At 45.5% G+C, this 24,831-nt stretch carries 31 protein-coding genes and 1 tRNA gene; all 32 read right to left on the reverse strand.

What is annotated here, in order from left to right:
• Positions 1-41 precede the first annotated feature (41 nt).
• The gene (gene hepT / locus ABRS97_RS07365; RefSeq protein WP_367812480.1) at positions 42-1,019 is read right to left on the reverse strand and encodes a heptaprenyl diphosphate synthase component II; all 978 of its coding nucleotides are present in this window, start codon (positions 1,017-1,019) and stop codon (positions 42-44) included.
• Entirely contained in the window at positions 1,016-1,879 is an 864-nt protein-coding gene (locus ABRS97_RS07370; protein ID WP_367812482.1) for a menaquinone biosynthetic enzyme MqnA/MqnD family protein, read from the reverse strand. Before ABRS97_RS07370 ends, hepT begins: the two co-directional genes overlap by 4 nt.
• Positions 1,860-2,471 carry a UbiX family flavin prenyltransferase gene (locus tag ABRS97_RS07375; RefSeq protein WP_367812484.1) on the reverse strand — a complete coding sequence of 204 codons (612 nt, stop codon included), beginning with the start codon at positions 2,469-2,471 and terminating at the stop codon, positions 1,860-1,862. The genes ABRS97_RS07370 and ABRS97_RS07375 overlap by 20 nt, the downstream gene beginning before the upstream one ends.
• Positions 2,468-3,343 carry a UbiA-like polyprenyltransferase gene (locus ABRS97_RS07380; RefSeq protein WP_367812486.1) on the reverse strand — a complete coding sequence of 292 codons (876 nt, stop codon included), beginning with the start codon at positions 3,341-3,343 and terminating at the stop codon, positions 2,468-2,470. The genes ABRS97_RS07375 and ABRS97_RS07380 overlap by 4 nt, the downstream gene beginning before the upstream one ends.
• Before the next feature lie 7 nt (positions 3,344-3,350).
• On the reverse strand, positions 3,351-4,085 hold the full coding sequence (locus ABRS97_RS07385; protein WP_367812488.1) for a demethylmenaquinone methyltransferase: 735 nt from the start codon (positions 4,083-4,085) through the stop codon (positions 3,351-3,353).
• A gap of 14 nt (positions 4,086-4,099) precedes the next feature.
• The gene (locus tag ABRS97_RS07390; protein WP_367812490.1) at positions 4,100-4,969 is read right to left on the reverse strand and encodes a heptaprenyl diphosphate synthase component 1; all 870 of its coding nucleotides are present in this window, start codon (positions 4,967-4,969) and stop codon (positions 4,100-4,102) included.
• A gap of 101 nt (positions 4,970-5,070) precedes the next feature.
• Positions 5,071-5,604 carry a hypothetical protein gene (locus ABRS97_RS07395; RefSeq protein WP_367812492.1) on the reverse strand — a complete coding sequence of 178 codons (534 nt, stop codon included), beginning with the start codon at positions 5,602-5,604 and terminating at the stop codon, positions 5,071-5,073.
• A gap of 83 nt (positions 5,605-5,687) precedes the next feature.
• Positions 5,688-5,936 carry a trp RNA-binding attenuation protein MtrB gene (gene mtrB / locus ABRS97_RS07400; protein WP_367812494.1) on the reverse strand — a complete coding sequence of 83 codons (249 nt, stop codon included), beginning with the start codon at positions 5,934-5,936 and terminating at the stop codon, positions 5,688-5,690.
• Positions 5,937-6,018: 82 nt separating this feature from the next.
• Entirely contained in the window at positions 6,019-6,945 is a 927-nt protein-coding gene (locus ABRS97_RS07405) for a phosphatase PAP2 family protein (RefSeq protein WP_367812496.1), read from the reverse strand.
• Positions 6,946-7,043: 98 nt separating this feature from the next.
• Positions 7,044-7,117: transfer RNA gene (locus tag ABRS97_RS07410), tRNA-Pro, on the reverse strand.
• A gap of 168 nt (positions 7,118-7,285) precedes the next feature.
• Entirely contained in the window at positions 7,286-7,558 is a 273-nt protein-coding gene (locus ABRS97_RS07415) for an HU family DNA-binding protein (protein WP_367812498.1), read from the reverse strand.
• Between the two features lie 248 nt (positions 7,559-7,806).
• The gene (gene spoIVA / locus ABRS97_RS07420) at positions 7,807-9,285 is read right to left on the reverse strand and encodes a stage IV sporulation protein A (protein WP_367812500.1); all 1,479 of its coding nucleotides are present in this window, start codon (positions 9,283-9,285) and stop codon (positions 7,807-7,809) included.
• Positions 9,286-9,592: 307 nt separating this feature from the next.
• Positions 9,593-10,342: a hypothetical protein gene (locus ABRS97_RS07425; RefSeq protein ID WP_367812501.1), complete on the reverse strand. Its 750-nt coding sequence runs from the start codon at positions 10,340-10,342 to the stop codon at positions 9,593-9,595.
• A 16-nt stretch (positions 10,343-10,358) separates the two neighbouring features.
• Complete coding sequence (locus ABRS97_RS07430; RefSeq protein ID WP_367812502.1) at positions 10,359-10,706, reverse strand: 2Fe-2S iron-sulfur cluster-binding protein; 348 nt, start codon at positions 10,704-10,706, stop codon at positions 10,359-10,361.
• 36 nt (positions 10,707-10,742) lie between these two features.
• Positions 10,743-11,330, reverse strand: a complete 588-nt coding sequence (locus tag ABRS97_RS07435) for a nucleotidyltransferase family protein (RefSeq protein WP_367812504.1) — start codon at positions 11,328-11,330, stop codon at positions 10,743-10,745.
• Positions 11,331-11,351: 21 nt separating this feature from the next.
• Positions 11,352-11,645: a 2Fe-2S iron-sulfur cluster-binding protein gene (locus tag ABRS97_RS07440; protein WP_367812505.1), complete on the reverse strand. Its 294-nt coding sequence runs from the start codon at positions 11,643-11,645 to the stop codon at positions 11,352-11,354.
• Positions 11,646-11,665: 20 nt separating this feature from the next.
• Positions 11,666-11,845, reverse strand: a complete 180-nt coding sequence (locus ABRS97_RS07445) for a DUF2768 family protein (RefSeq protein WP_367812507.1) — start codon at positions 11,843-11,845, stop codon at positions 11,666-11,668.
• Positions 11,846-12,552: 707 nt separating this feature from the next.
• On the reverse strand, positions 12,553-12,834 hold the full coding sequence (locus ABRS97_RS07450; RefSeq protein ID WP_367812509.1) for a stage VI sporulation protein F: 282 nt from the start codon (positions 12,832-12,834) through the stop codon (positions 12,553-12,555).
• A 78-nt stretch (positions 12,835-12,912) separates the two neighbouring features.
• Positions 12,913-13,956 (reverse strand): NAD(P)H-dependent glycerol-3-phosphate dehydrogenase, encoded by a 1,044-nt coding sequence (locus ABRS97_RS07455; protein WP_367812511.1) that lies wholly within the window; start codon positions 13,954-13,956, stop codon positions 12,913-12,915.
• Between the two features lie 69 nt (positions 13,957-14,025).
• On the reverse strand, positions 14,026-14,631 hold the full coding sequence (gene plsY / locus ABRS97_RS07460) for a glycerol-3-phosphate 1-O-acyltransferase PlsY (protein ID WP_367812513.1): 606 nt from the start codon (positions 14,629-14,631) through the stop codon (positions 14,026-14,028).
• 12 nt (positions 14,632-14,643) lie between these two features.
• Complete coding sequence (gene der / locus ABRS97_RS07465; RefSeq protein WP_367812515.1) at positions 14,644-15,969, reverse strand: ribosome biogenesis GTPase Der; 1,326 nt, start codon at positions 15,967-15,969, stop codon at positions 14,644-14,646.
• Positions 15,970-16,174: 205 nt separating this feature from the next.
• Positions 16,175-16,354 carry a capping complex subunit for YIEGIA gene (locus tag ABRS97_RS07470; protein WP_367812517.1) on the reverse strand — a complete coding sequence of 60 codons (180 nt, stop codon included), beginning with the start codon at positions 16,352-16,354 and terminating at the stop codon, positions 16,175-16,177.
• A gap of 3 nt (positions 16,355-16,357) precedes the next feature.
• Positions 16,358-17,263, reverse strand: a complete 906-nt coding sequence (locus tag ABRS97_RS07475; protein ID WP_367812519.1) for a YIEGIA family protein — start codon at positions 17,261-17,263, stop codon at positions 16,358-16,360.
• A complete protein-coding gene (locus ABRS97_RS07480; RefSeq protein WP_367812520.1) occupies positions 17,263-17,895 on the reverse strand; it encodes a YphA family membrane protein in 633 nt (210 codons plus the stop codon). Before ABRS97_RS07480 ends, ABRS97_RS07475 begins: the two co-directional genes overlap by 1 nt.
• Before the next feature lie 91 nt (positions 17,896-17,986).
• On the reverse strand, positions 17,987-19,045 hold the full coding sequence (gene fni, locus ABRS97_RS07485) for a type 2 isopentenyl-diphosphate Delta-isomerase (protein ID WP_367812522.1): 1,059 nt from the start codon (positions 19,043-19,045) through the stop codon (positions 17,987-17,989).
• Between the two features lie 145 nt (positions 19,046-19,190).
• The gene (gene rpsA, locus ABRS97_RS07490; protein WP_367812524.1) at positions 19,191-20,495 is read right to left on the reverse strand and encodes a 30S ribosomal protein S1; all 1,305 of its coding nucleotides are present in this window, start codon (positions 20,493-20,495) and stop codon (positions 19,191-19,193) included.
• 153 nt (positions 20,496-20,648) lie between these two features.
• Positions 20,649-21,230: a lysophospholipid acyltransferase family protein gene (locus ABRS97_RS07495; protein ID WP_367812525.1), complete on the reverse strand. Its 582-nt coding sequence runs from the start codon at positions 21,228-21,230 to the stop codon at positions 20,649-20,651.
• A gap of 1 nt (position 21,231) precedes the next feature.
• Entirely contained in the window at positions 21,232-21,915 is a 684-nt protein-coding gene (gene cmk / locus ABRS97_RS07500) for a (d)CMP kinase (RefSeq protein WP_367812527.1), read from the reverse strand.
• Between the two features lie 144 nt (positions 21,916-22,059).
• The gene (locus tag ABRS97_RS07505) at positions 22,060-22,269 is read right to left on the reverse strand and encodes a hypothetical protein (RefSeq protein WP_367812529.1); all 210 of its coding nucleotides are present in this window, start codon (positions 22,267-22,269) and stop codon (positions 22,060-22,062) included.
• A gap of 69 nt (positions 22,270-22,338) precedes the next feature.
• Entirely contained in the window at positions 22,339-23,001 is a 663-nt protein-coding gene (locus ABRS97_RS07510; protein WP_367812873.1) for a flagellar brake protein, read from the reverse strand.
• A 115-nt stretch (positions 23,002-23,116) separates the two neighbouring features.
• The gene (ypeB, locus tag ABRS97_RS07515) at positions 23,117-24,490 is read right to left on the reverse strand and encodes a germination protein YpeB (protein ID WP_367812531.1); all 1,374 of its coding nucleotides are present in this window, start codon (positions 24,488-24,490) and stop codon (positions 23,117-23,119) included.
• A 116-nt stretch (positions 24,491-24,606) separates the two neighbouring features.
• Complete coding sequence (locus tag ABRS97_RS07520) at positions 24,607-24,762, reverse strand: hypothetical protein (protein WP_367812532.1); 156 nt, start codon at positions 24,760-24,762, stop codon at positions 24,607-24,609.
• Positions 24,763-24,831 lie beyond the last annotated feature (69 nt).

Below are 24,831 nucleotides of genomic sequence, written 5' to 3' on the forward strand. Positions count from 1 at the left end.
AGTTTACTCTTATTGGGAGCATTTCTCAAATCGAACTTTGACTAATAAGAACGATTTCCGATGAAATGCGCAACTTCGATAAGATCTTTTTTGGCCTGTTTATCCGAGAGCGTATCCAGTGAAGCAATAGCTTTATCAATATATTTCTCAGCAAGCGCTTCCGCTTTGGCGATACCCCCACTATTTCGAATGATATCAAGAAATCTGCTCACATCCGTTTGTCCATCAAGCTTATGAATACGATCAAGCTCCGCTAATATGAGCGGTTTTAAAGATGGATTTTGCATCGCAAACAGAACTGGCAGGGTAATATTGCCTTGTTTCACATCGCTGCCTGGCGGCTTGCCGATTTGTTTCTCAGTGCCGATCAGATCCAATATGTCGTCACGTATTTGGAAATTCATTCCAACATTGTAACCGAATGAATACAGCTTGCTGCTTACCCAATCCGGTGCATTTGCGGCCATCGCGCCAAGTTGGCAAGAAATGGCAATCAGCAACGCTGTTTTTCTGCGAATTCTTAACAAATAGTCGCGAACGGTTTGATCAGCATTAAAAAAGAAGCGGATTTGCTCCATTTCTCCGATGGACATTTCAACAATTGCTTTGGACATAATTTGATGTACGGCAGGTTTATGAATTTGTGTAATGACGCCAAGCGCCTTAGCAAATATATAATCGCCTGTATACATCGCAATCCGATTATCCCATTTGGAACGAACCGTGAGCTGTCCTCTTCTCGTATCAGCATCGTCAATGACATCATCGTGAACGAGCGATGCCATATGGATTAATTCCAGCGGTACGGCAACATGTTTCATCGTTTGCAGCTCGTAATCGCCAAACTCGCCTGATAGCAGCACAAAAACAGGACGAATCCGCTTCCCGCCTGCCTTCAGCAAATGAAGCGACGTTTCCCGAAGCATCGCATGGTCGGTGTAGACACTTTCTTCCAGCTCTTTTTCGATCGCTGCTATATCTTTTTTCTTTCGCGCATAAATATCCATTAAATTTTTCATTCTGTCACCCGGGCTTTTTCTTTCTCTGACCAAATACCGATAATAGCCGGTTTAGGCAGGAAACCTAGCTCATAGCAATAGTTGTAATACGTTTGAAGCCCTTCCCATTGTTCCTGGCCAAAATCGTAGCATAACGTATTAAAATAATGATTCCAATACGATTCCGTTCCGCCCACCTTACTTTGAGCTTCTTGAATCATCTCGTCTGGCTGCTGATGAGCTTTGAACTTGCTTTTCAAGAATGCATCGAACACTTGTCCAACTAAATCCGCATGCTGCTCAACCGTTGACTTCCGAATCGCCCATACAGCGAATGACATCCATTGTCCGGTCCATTTCGCCCATTCTTGCCCAAGATCTGTAATCATATACTTGCGATTCCGCCAACTTTCCCTAATGGCATCATCTCCGATTAATAAAGCTCCATCCGCATTTTGCATCATTTCATCCAAATTCGGCTGTGCATACGCGTATGTGGGCTTACCCGCGTAAAATTTTTCTAAAATGATTTTGAGCAAATTAACAGAGGTTGCCGATGTCGTTGGCAGCGTGATCCGTCCATTCGCAATTTCCCTAAGCGGTTTCTCATGGAACAACAAGATGGAATTAACTTCTCCATAAGCGCTAACGGATAAATCCGGATATAACAAATAATGTTCGAAAGATTCACCGTAAGCAAATGATGAAATTGGACCCATATCAATTCTGCCCTCTGCCATCGCACGGTTGAGTGAGGTAGGCACCTGTTCAATAATCTCTATGTCATCATTGTTGAGCAATTCTGGAAAGTAGTAATAAATTGGCCAAACGTTGGTGTAATTAATTCTGCCGATACGAATTTTAGGGTCTTGGATGTTCAATGTTCTCTCCCCATCTTCGGTACAAGGAATGCTCAATCTCCATGCTGTCCAGCACTTTGCCCACCAAGAAATCAACCATCTCTTCAATGGATCCCGGTCGATTATAAAATGCAGGCATCGCTGGGAGCATACGTACACCCATCTTCGATAAGGTGAGCATATTTTCTAAATGTATAGCATGTAATGGCGTTTCCCTTGGTACCAATATTAATTTTCTTCCTTCTTTGAGCATAACGTCCGCCGTCCGCTCGAGCAAATTATCCGAGGAACCGTGGGCAATACCCGACAAGGTTCCCATCGAGCAAGGAATGACGACCATTCCTTTCGTGCGAAAAGATCCGCTTGCCACGGATGCTCCGATATCCGCAATCGGATGGTATTCGTAGGTTCCGCGAAAACAGCCGAATTGCTCCTGCAGTGTTTCTTTGCGCCTGCTGACGTTCCAGTCCAGCTCATCATGAAGAACTCTCCAGCCTGCTTCTGTAATGATTAGATGGACGGCTAGTCCTTGTTCCAGAAGCACTTGACAAAGTCTTACCCCATAAATAGCTCCGGATGCCCCAGTCAGGCCAACTACCCAATTGCCGTTCATATATGCTGCCTCACAAAAACATCAAGCAGCGTGAAGGCAAATACAACTAGGCTTAACACGCCATTCATCGTGAAAAAAGCCGCGTTCAATTTGGACAAATCGTTCGGTGAGACTAAACGATGCTCTTTATACAAAAGGAAGTAAGCAATAACGAGTCCGATTAAATAAAACCAACTAAGATGCGTCATGAAAAATAAGGTAATCAAACCAACTGCCGTAAGCGCATGAAGCACACGAGCTGTGTTTAAAGCTGCTTTAATGCCAAAACGGCTTGGCAATGAATACAAGCCTTCTTCGCGGTCGAAATCAGCATCTTGACAGGCATAGATGAGGTCAAATCCCGTGCTCCAGCATACGACTGTCAAATAGAAAATGATGGACGCCCATGTAAATTGTCCTGTTACCGCGATCCAACCGCCAAGTGGGGCAAGACCAAGTGTTAGCCCAAGCACAAAGTGGCAAGCCCATGTAAATCTTTTCGTATAAGAATAAAAAACAAGAAAAAATACTGCGATTGGCAGCAATTTCATCGATAACGAACTTAAATTGGATGTAGCCCAGAACAGCAATGCAAATGAAAGTAAGATGTAAATAAATACCTGTTTACTAGAAATCAAACCCGCCGGAATCGCTCTGTTCTCGGTTCTTGGATTTTTCTTATCAATTGCTTTATCAATAACGCGATTGAGTGACATCGCGGCTGTCCTCGCACCAACCATTGCTAAGGTAACCCATAAAATTTGCATCCATGAGGGCAGATGCCCGTTTAATACAACAGAACCTAATATCGCCCCCATAAAGGCAAATGGCAGAGCAAATACACTGTGTTCAAACTTGATCATTTCCAGAAATATTTTTATTTTAGTAAACATAACCTGATTACACTCCTGATTTCATTTTCCCTTTTGTGCCGATGTGCAAGGCCGCTATGCCACCTGTCAACGGATAAGCTTGGACTTCTTCCAAACCCTGTTTTGCGAAAATTGCGGCAAGCTGTTTATGATCTGGAAAATGGATTAATGATTCCGGCAGCCATTTGTACTGCTCGTAACTTTTAACAATAAGCTTGCCCAAGAAGGGCAGAACACGCTGGAAATAAAAATAATAAATGGATTTAAACGGCTGCCATGTTGGATGTGACAGTTCTAGAGACACCACCAAGCCCCCGGGTTTTACTACACGCTGCATTTCTCTGATGACTTGCTCCAGATCTGGCACATTGCGGAGAGCAAATCCAATTGTTGCATAATCAAATGTGTTGTCATCGAATGGAAGACTCATCGCGTTACCGCGAATTAGTTGGATCTGCTCTTCCAAGTTGAGCTTTTTAATTTTTTCAGCACCGTAATCCAACATATTTTGGCTGAAATCAAGGCCGACCATTTTTCCCTTACCGCTGGCTTGCGCTAAAGAAATCGTCCAATCACAGGTCCCACAGCAAATATCAATTGCCGTAGAGCCTGGTTGAACTTTCATCTTTCGCATCGTGAATTTGCGCCATGCTTTTTGCACGCGGAAGCTCAAAATATTGTTCATCAGATCATATTTCGGAGCAATGCTTTCAAATACGGAATGTACGAATTCTTCTTTTGACTTTGATTTTGTCGTGTTCATCTGTCGTATTCACCTCAAATTTCTTCAAGCACTTTAGGCTGTTTCGCCGCCGAGAAACGAAGGAACGGTTCCCCAATGTGAAACAGTTCACTTATTAGCTTATCCGAATCGAGCTGATGGACCTTCGCCTGAAGCTGCTTGATATGCGCATCGAGCATCTGATACAGCTGGGAAGAAACATTATATTTATGTATCAATGTACGAATTTTGGAGTTGTCTGTATCATCGGCTTGAAGCTGCTTGCGCTCTTCCTTTGTGCCATGCTGCAGAATATGCCAAAACCCCCAGCTTCCGCGAAAATCATCTGTAGATTCAATGCGGAATATCTCTTCGAAAATCACTTCGCACTTGGTATAGCTTTTAAGCACGTCCGGCCATGATTGATCGTATACGTCTGCCATAAGTTCCGAAAAAGACAAAAAAAGCTGAGATTTTATCTCCACCATTTGATGGACGTAATCTTCTGCCGTCAGCTTCAACTGCTTCATTTTCGTATATACCGTGATCTTAAGACGATTTACTTCACAAATGGCATTAGACAACTGCTTAATCATGTCGATTTGCCCAGCTTGTGAAAGCAAATGATAAAATCTAGAGGAGAAATAATCGCCAGCCAGCACCTTCAACTGCCTGGAACGGGCTGCTTTCTTCTCCTTCACCTCATTGGATGCCGTCACCATTTCGTGCGTATCGAGAGCTAGTTGCACAAGTGAAGTCGCTAATGTGTATAGCTCGCTTGAAGCGCTGAGCTTCGTATTACCGTTCAAAAAAGCAAAGAGTAGCCGTGTCCTTAACTCAGGAAAGTCGGGCAATTCCGTATGAGTTTGGATCATATCATACTCTGTGTACTGCTTGGCGATCTCTGGGATCCGATAAGAATTCATGCAAAAGCCTCCGTAACCGTATGCCGAATATCATTTGTGCTTCTATCCAAGTCATTATAGCATAACCGATTCCTATCCGCACAATTAATTAGGCACTTTCATTATAAGGGATATCTTTGCTGCCACCTGGATGTATAAGTGATGCGAAACCGATTTTGCAGGAGCTGCTCGAGTTGAATGAGGCTGAGCCCATTCGCGCTCGTCTCCATATCCTTCCCATGCTCACGATCCGCAACCATGGCCAACACGAGCTGAGCGGAGGATTGATCCTTCGCATTGGAATAATCCATGACACGAACCCAGACCTGATTCACATTTTTGGTTTTGGCTATCATGGTTTGGGCTATTGTATACAAATCGCGGTATACTGCGACGGAATCAGCATTCTTAGGGAGGCTCAAATCGAGTGATAACCGGTTATTCGTTAACTCAACTTTACGTATCCGGAGCTGCAGCGGAACCTGTACGAGCAAATCCACAAGATTGCGATCCGTCAGCTGACCTGCGCGTTTGCTAGACCAAGTATCAAGCGTATTCACACCCGTTGACTGGTCTAATTGGGGGAGCAACGATAAGCTCACAGCTACTGCGATAGACAAACCAGCTGTGACCATAATACGTACCGACCATTTCATTGTACATAGCACCTCCTGAGAAGGAACAAGCTCATATACCATTGTACAAAGAAAAAAAGCAGGCTATGCCTGCCTGAGAAAATTTATTCCTCGGTATCAATCGTGCCGAACTTCGTCATGATTAGCGCTTTGCCTCTAACTTTCACAGCGGACGTATGGTCCGTGAATTGAGCGATCATGACCTCACCTTTGTCCAGCTTTTCCGTATGATGAAAACGGGTATCCTGCCCGCGCGTTAAACCAATCACATGAACCCCATTATCTTTGGCTTTAATGACGAAATATTCATTACCGTTGGGAGCACCGATGTTATTGTTGTTATTATTGTCCACACTCATTCCTCCGATCTTGGCCTACTTACCGCTTGTATCTAATGATGCTAAAAAAGCACGCGGAAGTCAACTGCCATCATAACTAAGCAGTCAATTTTTTTGAAGAGGAAGGAGCTCCTTTTCGGTAAAACAGCTTAAACTTATCTGGCAGCACTTTGTTCGATACCGTACGAATTAAGAAATCCGATAGCTTCACGGTTCCATAGGCAAACAGCATGCCTGCTATAACATCGATGACCCAATGAATTTGCAAGTACAGCGTTGAGAAAATAATCGCAGAGCAATAGGTGACCATCATTGTTTTGAAAATCCGATCTTTCTCCCGTAATGCAAGCAAGAGCATCGCAAACGAAATTGAAGTATGCATACTTGGGAAACAATTCATCGCAGCGACCAGCATTGAATTTTCGTCCGCAAAAACACGATGCAGCAAATCCGGCTGTTTGTTTACATACCACACCTCATGAAGAAGGATCAAATTGTAAAACGGCAAAATGAGCGGAAATTGCAGCATATGTCCGGATAATGCGTACGAAATCATTTTCTTGATACTGCGCGTCCAAAAACTTCGTACAATGCAAATCCATAAAGAAAGAACAAAACCGTAGTTATAGATCCAAACCATGGCTTTATCTAAGAATGGAGTCGCGATCCATCTCGCCCAACCGCCGGTATTCAGCGGAATCGCGTTCATGTAGGAGTCCCAATGCCAGGGATGTCTGTTATTTTCAAACATCCAATTGGCGATTCTCCACCAGAAGCTGTTCCCCGATCCGTAAAAATAATAAAAGACGCCTAGAAGAGGAAGACCGAAAATAAAAAAACGTTTCCAATCTACGTCGATCTGATCCTTTCTTACTCCAAGTAAACAAATCAGCAATAAAATCCAGCATTCCTTGCTCCAATTGCCAACCGTACCGATTCGCCAGATTAAATAAATGGAAGCAATAATGCCATACATCGTCCAATCCTGCGCTTTGATCATTTCATTCAGCTTAAGCTTGTACACTTGCTATTCCCCCTAACGTTCTCTATGAAGTACTGCCCAGCACGTAAAGAGGTTTAGCAAAAGAAAAAGACATCGGCTCGACGATGTCTTTCCCATGATCGGAGTAACACGATTCGAACGTGCGACCTCACCCACCCCAAGGGTGCGCGCTACCAGGCTGCGCCATACCCCGTTCGTAAGCCACAGCTTACTTATTTACTTTTGTAATTATAGTAGCTGAGTTTCGAATTGTAAAGGGATTTTGTTGACGATCCTCTCAAACAAGTAAAAGCCGCAACTGCTACTAGCAGCCACGGCTTTGTTCATGTTATTCACGTACAATCGTATGTAAAACTAGCAATTATTGAATGCCATCTCTAAGCGCCTTCCCAGGTTTGAAAGCTGGGATTTTGCTTGCTGGGATTTCGATTTCATCTCCAGTCTGTGGATTGCGTCCTTTACGAGCGGAACGTTCACGAACTTCGAAATTACCGAATCCTACAAGTTGTACTTTATCTCCGCCTTGAAGAGCTTCAGAAATCGCTTCAAAAACAGCATCAACTGCTTTCGTTGCATCTTTCTTGGAAAGTTCAGAGGTTTCAGCAACCTTGTTAATCAATTCAGATTTATTCATGCCATTCACCTCCCCCCAACAATACTGTCTTCCGTTACTTCCTGTTTTCACCGTTTCGTCAGAAAATATACATAATCTCATGAAAAATCGTTGATTTTCTTAGTGAAAATTGACTTCGAAAGCAGACGAATAAATCCATAGTAATACACCGTGAGTGCAATTTCAAGTATGTTTTCCTTTTTATTGCGGGTTTTTTTGCTATAAATCGACAAAAAACACTCCTAAGAGTGTTTTTTGTCATGTAAGCGTTACAAAATAATTGCAATGAGGCCGCCCGAGCCTTCATTAATAATACGTCCCAGCGTTTCCTGCAGTTTGTAGCGAGCGTTATCCGGCATCATAGCAAGCTTGCCTTGAATGCCTTCACGGACAATGGAATGGAGTGATCTGCCGAAAATATCAGACTCCCAAATCTTAAGCGGGTTATCTTCGAAATCTTGCATGAGATAGCGAACAAGTTCTTCGCTTTGCTTCTCAGTCCCGATAATCGGCGAGAATTCGGACTCCACATCGACACGAATCATGTGAATCGACGGCGCAGTCGCTTTCAAGCGAACACCGAACCTAGAGCCTTGACGGATAAGCTCTGGCTCATCCAGCGCCATCTCAGCTAACGTTGGAGGCGCAATGCCGTAGCCTGTCGTTTTGACCATTTCAAGCGCTTCTGCGAACTGATCGTATTCCCGCTTCGCATGCGTGAAATCCTGCATTAATTGGAGCAAGTGATCTTTGCCGCGAATTTCCACGCCGACTACTTCCATGAGGATACGGTCATACAGCTCATCAGGTGCATACAAATCTATCTCCGCCACGCCCTGCCCCATATTCATGTCAGCCAAAGCCGCTTTGTCGATAAAGTCGTATTCACCAAACTGGCTGACTACACGATCTACATCCCGCAGGCGGCGTATATCTTGAACAGTGTCGCGAACCGAGTTCTCAAATCTGCCACGCAGCGGGTGATTTTCGTCCAAAACCATGACCCAGCTTGGCAGATTTACGTTCACTTCATGCACAGGAAACTCGTAGAGTACCTCGCGCAGCACAGATACCATTTCCTCTTCCCCTGCGCTGGCCACGCTCATCGTCACGACAGGCACGTCATAGCGGCTTTGCAGTTCGCTGCGCAGCTCCAGCGCCGGCTCGCTGTTTGGTTTTTGCGAATTAATGATCACAATGAACGGCTTGCCGACTTCTTTCAGTTCATTAATGACTCTTTCTTCTGCAAGAACATAGGAAGACCTCGGAATATCGGAAATGGTGCCGTCGGTCGTAACGACAACGCCAAGTGTAGAATGTTCCTGAATGACCTTACGTGTTCCGATCTCGGCCGCTTCCTGAAAAGGAATCGGTTCATCGAACCAAGGGGTATTGATCATGCGCGGTCCGTTCTCGTCTTCATAGCCTTTGGCGCCATCGACTGCATAGCCCACACAATCGACAAGGCGAACGTTTACGTTCAACCCCTCGGCCACCGAAATCTGAACCGCTGTATTCGGAACGAATTTCGGCTCCGTCGTCATAATCGTCCGGCCGGCAGCGCTCTGCGGGAGTTCATCGGTAGCCCGGATCCTATCCGCTTCGCTTTGAATGTTCGGAAGCACTACAGATTCCACAAAACGTTTAATAAAGGTTGATTTTCCTGTTCGGACCGCTCCGACAACCCCCAGGTAAATGTCCCCTCCCGTCCGTTCTGCAATGTCCTTAAAGATATCCACTTTCTCCAAGAGAATCCCTCCTACAGTTTGGTCGTCAAGCGACTCAAGTGACGGTATTAACTGACTACTCGTACATCATATAGGGAGCTTTGATCCACGATCAGAGTCTCACCTAATTGGACTAGTAAGAAATATATGTACGTTTGATAGAAATATGATAGATGCCAGTGATCTTTTTTTGCAGCTCATATTTCGCCTTAGCACGTACGGCTTTCCCTATACCTCTGAAGAAATATATGATGGAAGACTGCGTGTTATTCTAAAAAATAAAAATCCCTTATCACATTTTTCATGTAATAAGGGGCTCTTTTCAAGCTTATTCTTGATCTTGAGGCATCGGCTGATTGTTTTGCCACAAATACGCATAGCTCCGGATCGGTACGAAAAATGATTTCGCAACCAGAAGCTCACGCAAATCTTGATCCGGCTTCAATGAGGAGGCTAAGGATCCGCTTTGGATCGTTTTCATGATGTCCATCCCGTAATCAATCGCTACTTTTCCTGAATTTTTGTGCAACATATACGTGATAAGATTGGGTCGATTATAATCGGATTTGATTTCGGGAGATTTCATACCCAGCTTTTCGAAATCCACATAGTCAAACGTGTCATTAATAGCTATTCCCTCTGGCAGCTGCCCACCATGTTTGGCCTTATAATCATCCACTTTTTTCTGAACATCTTCAACGCTTTGATAGGCGGATAAATCCATCAGCTTGACCAGCGGTTTCGTTTCAACATCAACCAGCACATAGATGAAGATCCCTCCGCTTTCGAAAGCGTTAGCCGGCACGCTGCTGAGCAGATTCGTCTTTTTCAATTTGCCAAAATCAATGACATATTTCTCATAAAGCGGCGTTGTCATCTCACTATTTTTGATTGGCAGAACACCGGTCTTCTCTTGGTAATGATCAATGGCCTGTTGAACGACTGTAATGAACTCCGCAGGATTAATTTGATTTTCTTTACGCAGTTCTTGCGGATACGCGCAGCCGCTTAATAGCCAGACGATGCATATCGCCAAACTTATCCATTTCCCATGCAATTTCAATCGAATATTATTCACTTCTACCATCCCTCGTTCAAAAAAGATCGTCTTCCTCCTGCTGCCTAGCAAGTTGGGCGCGGACTGCCGCTTTGAGAGGATCCTCAGGTACTGTTACGTCAACTTTTCCAGAAACCCGGGCTTGGCAAGCCAGTCTATATCCTTCATCAGCTTGTGAACCGAGCTTTAACCGTTCATTCTGGTTCATAGGCTGGAGGCCGCTCGGATCGCTCACTTTCACCTTGCACATCAAACATGCCGCCTTAGCCCCGCAGCGTGTACGTATATGAATTTTGGCTTTGCGTCCTGCATCAAGCAGCGTAGTGCCGGGACGAACTTGAATCCGTTTGTCATCCGGCCAAAAATGCACATCAACAAGCGCCATGCTGAACCCCTTCTTCTGTACGAACATTTGCCTTGCTTAAAATTGTAACAATTCTTCAAGCTTTCTGCGAAATTCTGTCCCCCATGTATGTCGGTTTAACAAATCACGGAGTGCTGTCATGTGCAGTTCCGGCTCATTTCGCATCGCCTGAGCAATGGCTTGATACCGGTCTGAACGATCGCGCAGCAAATTAAAAAGAAGCTCATGAGCTAATGGCATAACTTTTACTGAGCAACTCGCTGTTATTTGAATCTTCGCGCTATGATGCTCCCACAAATAAGCAGCTTCAACACAATAGGCCGAATGAAATGCATTTACTCGAAAATCCCCTACGACCTCAACGGCATTTCCATGAAGCTCATAATGACTTAAAATGGACGCATAAATGGGGGTTTCATTGTATTCAGGCGAATCCACGGCAAATTGCTTCAAAGAAGCGTGTACAGCAGCCACATCACTTCCATCCACATAAAGATCCAGATCTCTTGGACTTCGTTGAATATCAACGTTATGTAAAAGCAATCCGCAACTGCCGCCGATCAACCAGCGAGCGCCTTGGGCTTGTAGCAATTGCTTATGTAAAGCCTCAAATGTTGGTAAAAGCGGTTGAAGCAGGACCACCATGCCCACTCCTTTCCGTATATGTTAGAAATATGGCTTGTGTGTAATGGAAATGTCACCGCTTTGTTTCACGACGCATTGACAGGCTAAACGATACCCCTGCTCAAGCTCTTCTGGCTCCAACCTGTCTTCTTCAGCTTCAGAAGGCAGTGCTAACAGTTCTCGGCCTGTCGCAACATAACAACGGCATCTGGCGCAGGTTCCGCGGGTACATGAAAAACCCCATTCCACATCATGCTTGAGCGCATGATCCAGTAGGGTTAAACCCGCTTCCGGCTCGACCTGTTTTTGAATTTTACGCGTTTTTAATTCTAGCATCTTCCCGACCTCCAGCACTGTTAAAACAAAGATAGCAGCATATACAGCATAATGGGAACAAACAATAAAAAGGCGATTGTCGATAAAATAATACGAACTGCACCTTTGGTGCGTGTTCTTGCATACGAGATCAGGAAGGAAGCGCCGACCATAAGTCCGATGGCAACAAATGACGCCCACATTTTATCCAAACTTGTCATGTACATTGCTCCTAAAAAGATTTTCGCCGCCTATATAGACTCCGTAAGCATGAGATTAGCGTTTTCCAGTGCTAATTATAGCATAAGGTGAATTAAAGCTCTACCGAGGTTCATAGGATGACGTTTGGAGTGCGGGAGGAGAGATTAAATATCCTTTGCCTCAATAAGAAAAACGCCTCTCGGCGTCCTTGATATAAACCTTACGTTGGCGCATGGGGAGTGGATTGGGAATGGGTGCCGACCGCTTCTTGAAGTCGTCTTTTCATTGAATTTACTTAGCGGTAGTAAGACAAATTCAAATACGGGGCGCTATCGCTCTCCACCCCAGTCCCATCCCCTCTTTTTCCATCACGGGTTATCGCCCAGCTGTAATAACGGAACTACGGTGCCTTATTCCTTTAAATTTCCTTTTTTTACTAGTGACGAGGAACTGTGATGCATTAAATAGGTATTTGCTAGCGTGTAATTCCTAATTTCTGATGCATAGCGTACTGCAGTTCCGCGAAACGTCTATTTAAGCCGGTATGACTAGCCATAACGCACCGTAGTTCCGCTAGCCCGCTCATGATAACGCCTTTAGAATCCAATGGTTCGATGAACCGCTTACTGTACGATCTCTCCAAACCAAGCTTGCTCCCCTTAAAACAACATATAAATTATCTTTGTAAGAAAAAAAGCATAAAGGGGACACATCCCCTTTATGCTTTTTACTTCTTGCCTAGCATCATATTCATCAACTGCTGCATGTTATTCGTATCCAACTTGCTGCTTTTTACAGCTTGCACGATGTCATTCATCGTTTCTTCAGATACTTTCACATTCACAAGACCGGAGACTTGCTTGATCAGTTGACGAAGCTGAGTCTCGCTTTGTAAAGTAGATGAATCGACGCCGCTGGCAATTTTCTGAATATCCTTAGATGTAACAGACTTTCCCGTTTTCTTTTTCACTACGCTAAGAACGTCCTTGGACATATCTCTGTTAGCCATTCCTGTCGCCTCCCTATACCTCTTGGTGACTATAAGCGTCTAAGGTATAGTATGAAAGCGGAGTTTAGGTGGTGTAGGCTACCCCAACCAATTTGTCGCAGCCCCGGTAGCAATCTCTTCGATTTCATGTGTTCTAACGCGACCCATCAAATCCTGCGCAGCCAGCTTTGGTGATTTCCCTGCGAAGAGCACTTGATAGAGCTCATCGGTAATCGGCATGGTTACCTGGAAGCTGCGGGACAGCTCGTAGGCGGCTTTCGTTGTCTTGACGCCTTCGACAACCATCCCCATCTCAGCAAGAACCTCATCGAGAGGCAAGCCTTGTGCCAGTCTGTTGCCGGCGCGCCAATTCCGGCTATGCTTGCTCGTACAAGTGGCAATCAAATCGCCGATTCCCGCCAAGCCAGCAAATGTAAGAGATTTCGCACCCATGGCAGCGCCTAATCGGGCAATTTCAGCGAGGCCTCTGGTCATTAGCGCTGCTTTGGCATTGTCCCCAAATCCAAGTCCGTCGGTTAATCCGGCACCGAGCGCAATAATATTTTTGAGCGCGCCGCCGACTTCAACGCCAGCAACGTCCGGATTCGTATACACTCGGAAATACGAATTAATTAGCAAATCCTGCGCAGCTTCAGCCGCCTCCAAATCTTGTGCGGCGACCACGACCGTCGTTGGACATTTACGGATCACTTCCTCCGCATGACTCGGACCGGAAAGAACAACAAGCCGTCTGGCATCCAATTCAGGCAGCTCGTCGGCGAGCACTTCCGTCATTCTTTTTAACGTCCCTGTTTCGAAACCTTTGGTCGCGTGAATCAACAGCACGTCCTTCTTCAGGAAAGGTCGAATTCGTGCGGCCATTTCCCGCATGCCGGAAGAAGGAACGACCAACACAATTGCATCCGCATCTTCGACAGCTTCTTGCAATGAGCTCGTTGCTACGATGAGCGGAGACAACGGGGCGTCCTCCAGAAACCGGCTGTTTCGGTGTTTTTCATTTATTTCAAGAACCTGTTGCTCATTCCGAGACCATAACAGCACTTGCTTGCCATTATCCGCCAGAACAGAGGCAAGCGCCGTGCCCCAACTGCCGGCAACAAGAACTGATACTTTGTTCGACATGGTCCATTTTCCCCCATCCATTTGATAAGCATAGGCAAAGAGTCCCCTCTAGCCAGACCGCAATACTTTTTATTGCACCCTCTTCTGACCCAGTTTGTTCTCTTTCCCTTGTAACAGCTTCACAATGTTTGTCCGATGACGAACAAAAGCAAACACACAAAGCAATATGGAAATCCATAACACTGGCAGTGGTCGATCCATTCCCCAAATCAAAAAAGGTAAGAGTGCGGTAAGAATTAAGGAACCGAGTGAAACGAATCGGGTAATCGCAATGATAACAATCGCAGTTACACCAGCAATTACAGTAGGAATGAAGCAAAGGGTAGCCATAACGCCAATCGTTGTAGCAATCCCCTTGCCCCCGCGAAAACCAAAATAAATGGGCCAATTGTGTCCGACAATTGCTGCCAAGCCGCATAGAACTGGAATCCAGATCTCATCGGCTCCAGGGGCGACCCATTTACCAAGGTAAACGGCTCCTACTCCTTTGAAGCCATCCAGCAACAGAACTAGAATCGCCGGGCCTTTACCTAGCACTCGGAGTGTGTTCGTTGCTCCAGCATTCCCGCTGCCATGTTTGCGGATATCAATACCCTTAAACCATTTTCCAAATAAGTAACTAAAGCTAATGGAACCTAGCAAATAACCTACGATTATTGTAACGATCGGAAACAAACTGCGTCCCTCCTACTCTTTGTCAGAAGATTTCCTGCGGCTTAATATTCGAATCGGTGTGCCCTCAAAGCCGAAGGCTCCACGAATCTTATTATCCAAATAGCGCTCATACGAAAAATGCATGAGTTCAGGCTCATTCACGAAAATAACAAACACAGGAGGCTTAACGGCTACCTGAGTTACATAATTGATACGCAGACGTTTACCTTTATCCGTAGGTGGTGGGTTATAGGCCACCGCGTCCGAAATAACATCGTTGAGTGCGTGAGTCGGCACGCGTAACGCATGATTCTCCGCGACTTGCACAACAACAGGCAACAGCTTCTGTAAGCGCTGAGTCGTTTTTGCAGATACAAATACAACTGGCGCATAGGTCATGAAGAGGAAGTGGTCACGAATTTTTTGCGTGAACTGATGCATCGTTTTGTCGTCTTTCTCAACAATATCCCATTTGTTCACAACAAAGACTGCCGCTTTCCCAGCTTCATGCGCATAACCCGCAATGTGTTTGTCTTGCTCAATAATGCCTTCTTCACCATCGATCACAACAAGGACAACATCCGCTCTCTCAATGGCTTTCATTGCACGCATAACGCTGTATTTCTCCGTATTTTCATACACGCGGCCTCTTTTACGCATACCAGCGGTATCGATAATAACATACTTTTGACCATCTCGTTCAAATGGTGTATCGATCGCATCACGTGTCGTTCCAGCTACATCGCTAACAATGACGCGTTCCTCGCCAAGGATGGCATTCGTTAAAGATGACTTGCCGACGTTCGGACGGCCGATAAGCGCAAATTTAACAACATCCTCGCCATATTCCTCGTCCTTCGAATCTGGAAAATGCGCGCATGCCGCCTCTAACAAATCGCCAATCCCAATGCCATGTGAGCCGGAAATGCCGATAGGATCCCCAAAACCGAGGCTATAAAATTCATAGATATCGTCCTGGCGCTGAAGATTATCAACCTTGTTAACAGCTAGAACGATCGGCTTTTTAGAACGGAACAGCAGCTGTGCAACTTCCTCATCAGACGGTGTGACACCTGCTTTGGCATCGACCATGAAGATAATTACGTCCGCTTCTTCAATGGCAAGTTGTGCCTGGATGCGCACCGATTTTAGGATGGCGTCCTCTTCATCAATTTCTATACCACCCGTATCAATAACGCTGAAAGGCTGATTTAGCCACTCGCCTACGCCATACAACCTGTCGCGCGTGACACCTGGTTTATCTTCCACAATCGCAAGACGATCTCCTACGATTCGATTAAAAATGGTGGACTTGCCGACGTTCGGTCGGCCAACAATTGCAATAATGGGTCTAGCCAATTGTAATTTCACTCCTTCGAGTTTTTCGTTAGAAAAACTTTGTTCGTAAGCTTTTTTTCTCAATTATCGATAGAAAACTGTCTTCGTATACTCATTCCACGTTCAGATATGGAAAAATACGCAACTTACATCATAACAAAAAAGACACGTCTTGGCTAATCACATTTGAGATCACTCTCGCCTGAGCAGCATTTCCTGATTGCAATCAGGAGTGCTTCACCAAAATCATCGTGCCGTTTTTCAAATCATGTGCGGTTGCATCCAAAATTTTCTCTAAGGAGAAAGATACTTTTTGCTGCTGATCTGCATCATCCACCACAAATATAGGAGCGCCTCCGCCCACCCGTTCTTTCTCCATCGTCACAATAGCGAGAATTTGCGACATGGGCTAAGCCTCCTTCCGTTTATTCACGCCAGCTTCCGATGGCATGCGGACCGCACTCTCCAGAACTGGTACTCTATGCAGCGCAATGTACGTCTTCTCTGCATCCTTCTCCTGCGGAAGAAGCAGCAAACCAAGTGTGCCTGAATTCATATCCAGCTTAGCCATGGGCAATAGGGATGGCTCGCCCTCATCCCGGTATACACCGAACAACGTGGAGATGTCGTGCAAAATGGCTTGTCTTTGGCCTAAATTCGCTATAGTAACCCGAGAATTCCGATTTTTTGGTTTGATCACATAGCCAAGCGCGTGTTCCTGAATTTTCTTACGGCTATCTTCCAATCCGACATTCATGATGTAAATCGATCCTACAAAGAGATCGGGACCATCTAATCGAATAGGAACTTGTTCGATATCAGCAATGGATGCGAGATTGTTGCCCGACTTGAAATAATTGGCTATGCAAATCGATAAAACCCCAGCGAGAATCCCCCAATACCAAGCGAAACATATGCAAAAAAGGGAAGCTGCAAAGGAGGTGAAAATAACTAAATAATTCCTCCCCTCAAACACCATTGCAATTCCTTCTATATAAGCTGCGCCTCTAGGCACAAGCTCTAACTCATCAATCTTCGTCAAACTCTGTCTTTCCATATTGCGTACATCCCGAAACTGCTGAGCAGCGAGGGACAGAAAAGTCACAGCTGTGTAGTTTTTATCCAACAAAGCGGGCACGGCTACTGCACCTAAACCGGCAGCTATGACGCCCAAAGATATATGTATAATTTTCCCATGCGGATAGGTAGGGTACTGCCGATAATCCGTGCGCAGCATATTCAGCCGGGCAAGAATACCAAAGATAGTCCCCACAACGATACCAATTGTATAGCGATGCGCATACAGCCAATCCATTATTTTCGCCACCCTCCCTTCCGATCCAGCCAGCTTCTGATGGCAAAGCGGCAGCCCGAATAGGCCATTTGGACAACAATCGTCAACGTTCTTGCTGCGAAAATAGAAAGCCACCATTGATCTTGAAAATGGTACCCTCCTAAGTAATGAATGCCGTTTATCGGATGAATGCTGGCCTGATACATATCCCCAAGCAAATAACCGATAGAAAGGCCTGCAAATTGCTCCAGTTCATTACGCTGAAGCATAGTTGCTACAAGCGCAAGCAGCAAGGCGGTGTCCCATTTGGAATTACCTACGATAAGTATCGGGTCCATCTCCAAAAGCTGTTGCAATAAGAAGTCCAGCGAGCCTAGCAGAAGTCCTATGGATAGGAGATGAAACTTATGGATGAAACCCTTTGTTACATAAAGAATGCCCAAGCTAACACATAGCATCCAGACATAGACAAGCTGCACATGTACCTGGTGGATTGTAACTGCGATATGCGAAAAAACGAGCCAAGCTGCAAAAAAAAGAAGCATTCCCTTATGCGATATACTTCTGACGTAAAGCTCCTTCCACCCGCTGGCAAACAAAATCAACGTGATGCAGAGGAGTATGAGAGACAAATAACCGGCGTTCATAATCATTACATTACCACCCTGCGGATCATCAGCCCTCCCTTCGTTTATGAATAACGATGGAAGCAGCTGTCTGATCCTTAGTATGGCAAAAAAACAATTATTTACTCCGGCTGTTTCTTCCTGCATATGAAATTAAATCGATGCCTCTAGTCCGGCACCATTCCGCCGTTTCACCCATAATGACTACGGGGTGATCCCATAAGGCATGCACAGACTTAGCGCCAAGCGCCGTCATAATTAGAATAAGTCCTTGCTCGAGCTCGTCTGCAAAACAGTGAAGCGCCTCTGCGCCTTCGGCGCGCAGCACTTTCAAGAACGCGCCCGCCATGCCTACGGCTGAGGCGCCAAGCGAAAGCGCTTTGGCAGCTTCCAAAGCGTTCGTAATGCCGCCCGAGGCGATGACAGCGCCTCGGGGATACACAGTCATCGCCTCCAATAAGGCGATGCTTGTGGATGTGCCCCAGTCGTCCAGCCAGCTAATCGCTGCAGGACGACGGGCATTCTCGATGGCGGCGAAGTTCGTGCCGCCCGAACCGCCGACGTCCAGGATACGGACGCCGATGCTTTGAAGCTGTTTGGCATTTTCCCCTAGGATGCCAAAACCGACTTCCTTCACGATAACCGGCACGTGAACCCGATGAACAATCGCGGCAATTCGGTCCAGCATGCCGACGAAACTGCGATCCCCTTCCGGCATGATCAGCTCCTGCATGACATTCAAATGAATTTGCAATGCATTTGCTTCTATCATGTCAATCGCTCTTAGCGCTTGGTCTACTGTCGCTTCACTGCCCAAGTTCGCGAACACGAGACCGTTCGGATTCTCACGTCGCACGACCTGATAGCTGGAAGCTACCTCGCTGTTTTTGATCGCCGACATCTGAGAGCCAACAGCCATCGCCAGCCCTTTCTCCCGCGCCATAATAGCCAACTGACGGTTAATATTTTCTGTCTCCTGAGCCCCGCCAGTCATCGCATTAATTAAAAACGGCGAACTCATAATGAGATCGCCGATTTCCGTTTGTAACGAGATATGATCCGTCGAAGTCTCAGGCAGACAGTTATGCACAAGCTTGATATCCGACAGCCCTTGCTGCCCTGATTGACCAAGCTCCAGCGCGTAATGGACATGCTCCATTTTACGTGAAATGCGCATTCCTGATGTCCTCCTAAGAGCTTTCCTGTGGAAAGCTAGCTTCGTAAGCATATACTGAGTTTTGCTTTAGCAAAACAATCTTCGTAAGCTTTGCTGAGCTTTCCTGTTGAAAGCTAGCTTCGTAGTATGCTGTATTCATGATTACTTATTTGAATTTGGAAAGTTTATCTCCGAAACGCTCTCCAAGTGTCAAGGACAAACCTTGATTGCTCAAAGATACGTTTTCATTGCCAGCAATCTCTTTTTGATGACTCGCGCTGTTGCCACGATCACGATCGCCGCGTGGTTGTCTTTCTCTTTCTGGTTTCGCAGCTGCTGCCGCCGGAGCTTCTGGAGCTTCTTCTGTTTCTTTGATGCTCAAGCTAACGCGCTTCTCGCCCGTGTTGATTTCCAAGATTTTCACTTGAACTTCTTGGCCTTCTTTCAACACTTCATGAGGTGTGCCAATGTGACGGTGCGCAATTTGGGAAATATGCACAAGACCTTCTACACCTGGTGCTACTTCAACGAAAGCGCCGAATGCAGCCAGACGTTTTACCGTACCTGTCACGATATCGCCAGCTTTGAATTCGCGATCCACTTTGGACCAAGGACCTTCTTGGGTAGCTTTGATGCTCAGGCTGATTTTTTCGTTTGCAGAGTCAAGTTTCAGAATTTGCACTTTCACTTGATCTCCTTCTTTAACAACATCCGATGCTTGTTCTACATGGTGCCAAGCCATTTCGGAAATATGTACCAGACCATCAATGCCGCCGATATCAATGAACGCCCCGAATTGAGTTAAGCGTTGAACCGTACCGTCAAGCACTTGACCTACTTGCAGACCTTCGATGATTTTCTTTTTGTTCGCTTCGAATTCTTCATCCAACACATCTTTTTGAGAAAGGATGACTTTGTTTTTCTCACGATCGATTTCTTTCACACGAAGACGCAATGTGCGGCCTTTGTACGAGGAGAAATCTTCAACGAATTGACGCTCCACCATGGAAGCAGGCACGAAACCGCGTACGCCGATATCCACGACGAGTCCGCCTTTAACAACTTCCGCGACTGTTGCTTCAATGATTTCTTTGCTGTCCAATTGGCCTTGCAAAGTTTCCCAAGCCTTTTCGCTGTCCACGACGCGTTTGGAAAGAACCAGTGTTTCTTTCGCATCATTGATAGTTACCACTTTCAATTCAACCTCTTGACCGATTTGAACCGCTTGGCCGGCATCTTCCAAAGCTACGGAAGAAAGCTCGCGAACAGGAATAACACCATCGTATTTGTATCCGATATCAACGAACGCTTGATCTGCATCTACCTTAACGATTTTACCTTTAACGGTAGCGCCTTTCTTCAGCACAGCAACATTATTAAGTGCTTGCTCTGCTTCTGCTTGCGATACGGCAGTTTCTTGAGCTTCTTGAATTTCTTGATTTTGATCTTGAACGTTTACATCTTCTGACATGGGTTTACCCTCCTCTATTTGCAACCAACAATAAATCATTTATAAGTCACAAAGCAGCTGCTAACCAAAGCATCTCCTCTGTTTCAAACTAAAAACTTCCATTCGCTTAAGAGTAGTATAATTCCAAGCTTTCGTTTCCATACATGCAAGGTCTCAGCCTTTGCTATGGTTGGCATGGATCTTGCGAATTTCTTTCATGATTGTTTCTGTTGCCAATTCCAAATCCTCTGAACTTCCACTCGTGAACGCACTCAAATCAAGCGGTTTACCATAGACGATCGTCATCGGGCGAAACAAGGAGTAATTGCCTATTATAGCTACCGGAACGACGGCTGCACCTGCCTTCAATGCAAGACTGGCTGCACCTTTCTTCCCCATACCGCCTGCGTTACTGCGTGTCCCCTCCGGGAAAACGCCCATCATATTGCCATCTTTGAGCAATTGTATGGCAAGGCGAATCGATTCCTTGCTAACGCCACCACGCTTCACAGGAAACGCTCCAACCTTCGAAATTACAGTTCCAACAACCGGAATGTCGAACAGCTCCGCTTTGGCCATGAAATGAACTTTCCGTTTGAGCGGCGTTCCTAGTAGTGGCGGATCCCAAAGACTGGTATGGTTGCCGCAAAGCACAACCGCTCCAGTTGATGGAACATTCTCGGTGCCAATTGCGCGAAGTCCAAAAAAGAGCGTAAAAATAAAACGAAATATGGCTCGACCGATGCGGTACAGCATCTTATTTGCCACCTCCGACTTTGTCTTTGCAAAGCCCAAGAATTTCGTCCACGACTTCTTCAATTGTCATCGCTGTGCTGTCCATTAAAATAGCGTCGTGTGCACGTCTCAGCGGAGAAATTTCTCTTTCCTGATCCATCTGATCGCGGCGTGCAATATCTTGTTCCAATTGCGCCAGCGTCATCGTGCAGGTTCCGCTGCTTTGCATTTCTTTGAATCGGCGTTCTGCCCGTTCCGTAACGCTGGCCGTAAGGAAAATCTTGATTTCAGCGTCAGGAATAACATGCGTGCCAATGTCTCGCCCATCCATCACGATGCCTTTAGCGGCCGCCATTTGCTTCTGCAGGGTGACCAAAAGCTGCCGAATGGCACCGATGCTTGCAACTTGGGAAACATCATCAGTAATGGCTGTTGTACGAATGTCTTTGGTGACATCGATGCCATCCACGATGACTTGTTGCCCGTCGGCTCGCGGAATCAACTCGATGCGCATACGATTGGCTAAAGCCGCAACTTCTGTTTCTTGATCAGGACGCAGCCCTTCTTGCTGTACTTTCCACGTTACTGCACGATACATAGCCCCTGTATCCACGTAAACAAAACCAAGCGCTCCGGCAACCAGCCGTGCAATGGTGCTTTTACCGGCTCCAGCAGGACCATCTATGGCAATATTGAACTTATCCAAGCTGCAGTTCCTCCTAACAATACCTTACGAACAAAAAAGCAGGCACTGCCTGCTAATTAAGAAAATTATAGCACACTACCAGAGCATATGCAAAACTAGGAATGATCTTCCCAAGTAGAAGCAACCTGTCTAAGATGAGCCGACCTAAGGGTCTTGAGGCCGTGGATAGGGCTTGCCCTCCAGGGGCTCCACACGTGTAAAATGACTCCGTATGTATGGAATTTGCAATAAGGCTTGGGCACTAATTAGTAAAATAAAAAAGACGAGCGTCGCTCGAATGATTACCTTCTCCACTTTAGTGGAGAAGAGAATAAACAGCTGCTCGTATGTTTGACGCTCTTGATCTGAAGGCATGATAGTCTCACCTGCTTGCATCGCTAGTTTTGCCTTGTAGTATACCCAAATGGCGCGTGTCTCATGCGCTTATCTTTTGCGAAAATCCATTTGTCTGTCGAAACAAAAGCGAATCAGCTTCTGACGGTCTCTGTCCGTAATATCAACGAACCGGACCATGGCCAGCTGTTTGCCGGTTTCCAACTTTTTCACACGGACGATCTCCCCTTTTAACTGAACATGCTCAATCACGCCATTTTTGAAAGGTACAAGAACCCAACATGATATTGGCACTTGTACGCCCAGAAGAATGTGCCCTTCGCAAATAAAGGATATGCCACCGCCGCCTACATCTTCGGTAATCGCAACGAATTGGATGTGATCCGATAATTTCACAGCAATTTCAAGCTCAGCCAGCACTCTTAGGAAGCTTCTGCGTTGGACCTGCGTAATAGACTCAGGTTCGGGAATTTTAAGCTCAACTAATCGAATCACATCTTCCCTGAAACCTGTTACTGAAGTTGTGAAGTAATGCTTCACGCCACCTTGAGCCAAAAAGTATGTACTCAGCTCATCCCCCATATAAAGCTTCTTCAAGCGACCTGTTTTCTCATTGAGAGGAACCTCGATGACAATCGCTGTAGCCGTAATGTCGGCAATTCTAGACTTGTATTCAACCGCTGTTTCTTCATCGTCAATTGAATTTACTTGTAAATGTAAAATTTCGTTAACCTTTGGAAGCAATGTCTGCACCTCCGACATAATATGACCATTTATAGTGCTTTAACACTACTTCAACGATTATACCACGACAAAATATTTAAGAAAGTAAAAAAAGAAGCAAGGAGAAAATCCCGCTTCTCGTTTTTCATTGTTTTTTCTCAGCTTCAGCCGCCTGTTCCGGACGGATATTTTCGATTTTCTCCTCTGTGCCCAAATCTCCATTCACATAGACCCGATATAGATTTCCATTCATTTTACCGATGAACTCGTGACAAAGCACTTCCTCATCCAAGTCATTTTTGATGATCGCAAGCGACTGGCTGGTTACTTCCATGGTCTTGCTTAATGTCTTACGCGCTTCTTCAACGCTTACCTTTGGAGCCGCCCCCAAGTTCCGCTGTTTTTGACCGAACACATAGTCGGTAGCCTGAACCCCTGTGACCTCCAAATTATCCAGAGCTACCATCACACTTACTTGCTGCGGATAAATCGTGATCTCTTTTTCACGTTTAGCAAAAATGATGTTGGCCGTATTCTGATATTGATTATAACTAACAGCGCTCATATCCTTGTATTCGTGCTGATCCAGAAATTCATTGGCAACATCTCTGGCCTGGCGAAGATCGAATTTCGTTGCCGGCACATTGCGCGGCTTCATGAAATAAATGAGATGGCCGCCTTTTTTTGTATAGTCCATTTGAATGTCGCCCTCAGTGCCGCCAACTCCAGGTACAACGACACTAAAGCTCTGATATTCCGGTCCGGCATTCCCATTTTCAATAACCTTCATCTGGGCTGTATCCGTAGTTCCTAAGAATTGAGCAGCCTTTTGCTTGACGGAATCCGCCGTCATTTCTTCGCCAGACAGCATTTTGACATCATTTTTCGAAAAAATACTAAGATTTCCTGGTCCCCAATTCATTTCCTCATAGGCTCCGACTTTTTTATCAACGGTTGAGAACCCATCGATAATTGCATTATCATGCACTTCATTCTGGGAGACTAAAGCGGTCTCTACATCCATCCATCGCAAATTATTCGTGATGACTTTGGACTGTACCCCTCGAAGCTCCGTCGTAATATCTTTGGAGTGGTCATATAAAGCAGTTAATGTCTTCACCTCTTGCTCATTCAATGGCTGTTTCGTCATATCCCGAACAGACATGCGGTAAGAGAAGTTGGCCATATTCGCTAAAAAATCTTGCGTTTTGTTAAAGGGAAGCAGTGAAAGCGGCAATTGATTAATATCATTTTGGGCCTGACTCGTGAGCCTCCATACATTCACCAGTCCTTTGCGATAGGAGGGCTCTGACGCAGTGTTCACAGCCAACGTATTGCCTAATTCAGTCTGGAGTTTGTCCACATGGAAAGAAAGATCATGGAAGGCACGTTGATATTGATTTTCGGCCTTGATGAGAATCGTATTCTTCTCCTGGTGTTCCAAATACCCCCATACGGATGCGCCAATAACAGCGAGCACGAGGAATGGGAACATGACAATACTTAATCTTTTGTACACAAGATGACTCTCCTTTCATTTCCGTTAAGATTAGCATTAGTTTTTGCTTGGAAACAAAGGTTTATGCATACAAAAATGACAATGAAAAAAGGCCAATTCGATAAGAATGGGCCTTCTCAATCATCGGTGTCAACGTCAAAATCATGCTCATTGCTGCAGATGCATTGACGAAATCCGGTTTCAATTTTTCCTTTTTCCTTTTTGCCTTTCAGCACAAACCGTTCTCCGCACTGTTTACAGCGGATTGTCACTTTTACTCGTGTTGTGGACATGTACACCCTCCCGGCTGTTTCCCGGCAGATTTCGTTAGAATCGCCCTGTTACTGTCCATTATGACCAAT

The sequence above is a fragment of the Paenibacillus tabacirhizosphaerae genome, from assembly GCF_040812395.1.
Lineage (GTDB): Bacteria > Bacillota > Bacilli > Paenibacillales > NBRC-103111 > Paenibacillus_E.

What these genes read in the sequence shown, in the direction of transcription:
- hepT (WP_367812480.1), bottom strand. Translation starts at nt 1,019, where the DNA reads ATGAAAAATTTAATGGATATTTATGCGCGAAAGAAAAAAGATATAGCA.
- ABRS97_RS07375 (WP_367812484.1), bottom strand. Translation starts at nt 2,471, where the DNA reads ATGAACGGCAATTGGGTAGTTGGCCTGACTGGGGCATCCGGAGCTATT.
- ABRS97_RS07380 (WP_367812486.1), bottom strand. Translation starts at nt 3,343, where the DNA reads ATGTTTACTAAAATAAAAATATTTCTGGAAATGATCAAGTTTGAACAC.
- ABRS97_RS07385 (WP_367812488.1), bottom strand. Translation starts at nt 4,085, where the DNA reads ATGAACACGACAAAATCAAAGTCAAAAGAAGAATTCGTACATTCCGTA.
- ABRS97_RS07390 (WP_367812490.1), bottom strand. Translation starts at nt 4,969, where the DNA reads ATGAATTCTTATCGGATCCCAGAGATCGCCAAGCAGTACACAGAGTAT.
- ABRS97_RS07395 (WP_367812492.1), bottom strand. Translation starts at nt 5,604, where the DNA reads ATGAAATGGTCGGTACGTATTATGGTCACAGCTGGTTTGTCTATCGCA.
- ABRS97_RS07415 (WP_367812498.1), bottom strand. Translation starts at nt 7,558, where the DNA reads ATGAATAAATCTGAATTGATTAACAAGGTTGCTGAAACCTCTGAACTT.
- ABRS97_RS07430 (WP_367812502.1), bottom strand. Translation starts at nt 10,706, where the DNA reads ATGGCGCTTGTTGATGTGCATTTTTGGCCGGATGACAAACGGATTCAA.
- ABRS97_RS07435 (WP_367812504.1), bottom strand. Translation starts at nt 11,330, where the DNA reads ATGGTGGTCCTGCTTCAACCGCTTTTACCAACATTTGAGGCTTTACAT.
- ABRS97_RS07440 (WP_367812505.1), bottom strand. Translation starts at nt 11,645, where the DNA reads ATGCTAGAATTAAAAACGCGTAAAATTCAAAAACAGGTCGAGCCGGAA.
- ABRS97_RS07445 (WP_367812507.1), bottom strand. Translation starts at nt 11,845, where the DNA reads ATGACAAGTTTGGATAAAATGTGGGCGTCATTTGTTGCCATCGGACTT.
- ABRS97_RS07450 (WP_367812509.1), bottom strand. Translation starts at nt 12,834, where the DNA reads ATGGCTAACAGAGATATGTCCAAGGACGTTCTTAGCGTAGTGAAAAAG.
- ABRS97_RS07455 (WP_367812511.1), bottom strand. Translation starts at nt 13,956, where the DNA reads ATGTCGAACAAAGTATCAGTTCTTGTTGCCGGCAGTTGGGGCACGGCG.
- ABRS97_RS07470 (WP_367812517.1), bottom strand. Translation starts at nt 16,354, where the DNA reads ATGTCGCAAATTCTCGCTATTGTGACGATGGAGAAAGAACGGGTGGGC.
- ABRS97_RS07475 (WP_367812519.1), bottom strand. Translation starts at nt 17,263, where the DNA reads ATGGATTGGCTGTATGCGCATCGCTATACAATTGGTATCGTTGTGGGG.
- ABRS97_RS07480 (WP_367812520.1), bottom strand. Translation starts at nt 17,895, where the DNA reads ATGATTATGAACGCCGGTTATTTGTCTCTCATACTCCTCTGCATCACG.
- fni (WP_367812522.1), bottom strand. Translation starts at nt 19,045, where the DNA reads ATGCGCATTTCACGTAAAATGGAGCATGTCCATTACGCGCTGGAGCTT.
- rpsA (WP_367812524.1), bottom strand. Translation starts at nt 20,495, where the DNA reads ATGTCAGAAGATGTAAACGTTCAAGATCAAAATCAAGAAATTCAAGAA.
- ABRS97_RS07495 (WP_367812525.1), bottom strand. Translation starts at nt 21,230, where the DNA reads ATGCTGTACCGCATCGGTCGAGCCATATTTCGTTTTATTTTTACGCTC.
- ABRS97_RS07505 (WP_367812529.1), bottom strand. Translation starts at nt 22,269, where the DNA reads ATGCCTTCAGATCAAGAGCGTCAAACATACGAGCAGCTGTTTATTCTC.
- ABRS97_RS07520 (WP_367812532.1), bottom strand. Translation starts at nt 24,762, where the DNA reads ATGTCCACAACACGAGTAAAAGTGACAATCCGCTGTAAACAGTGCGGA.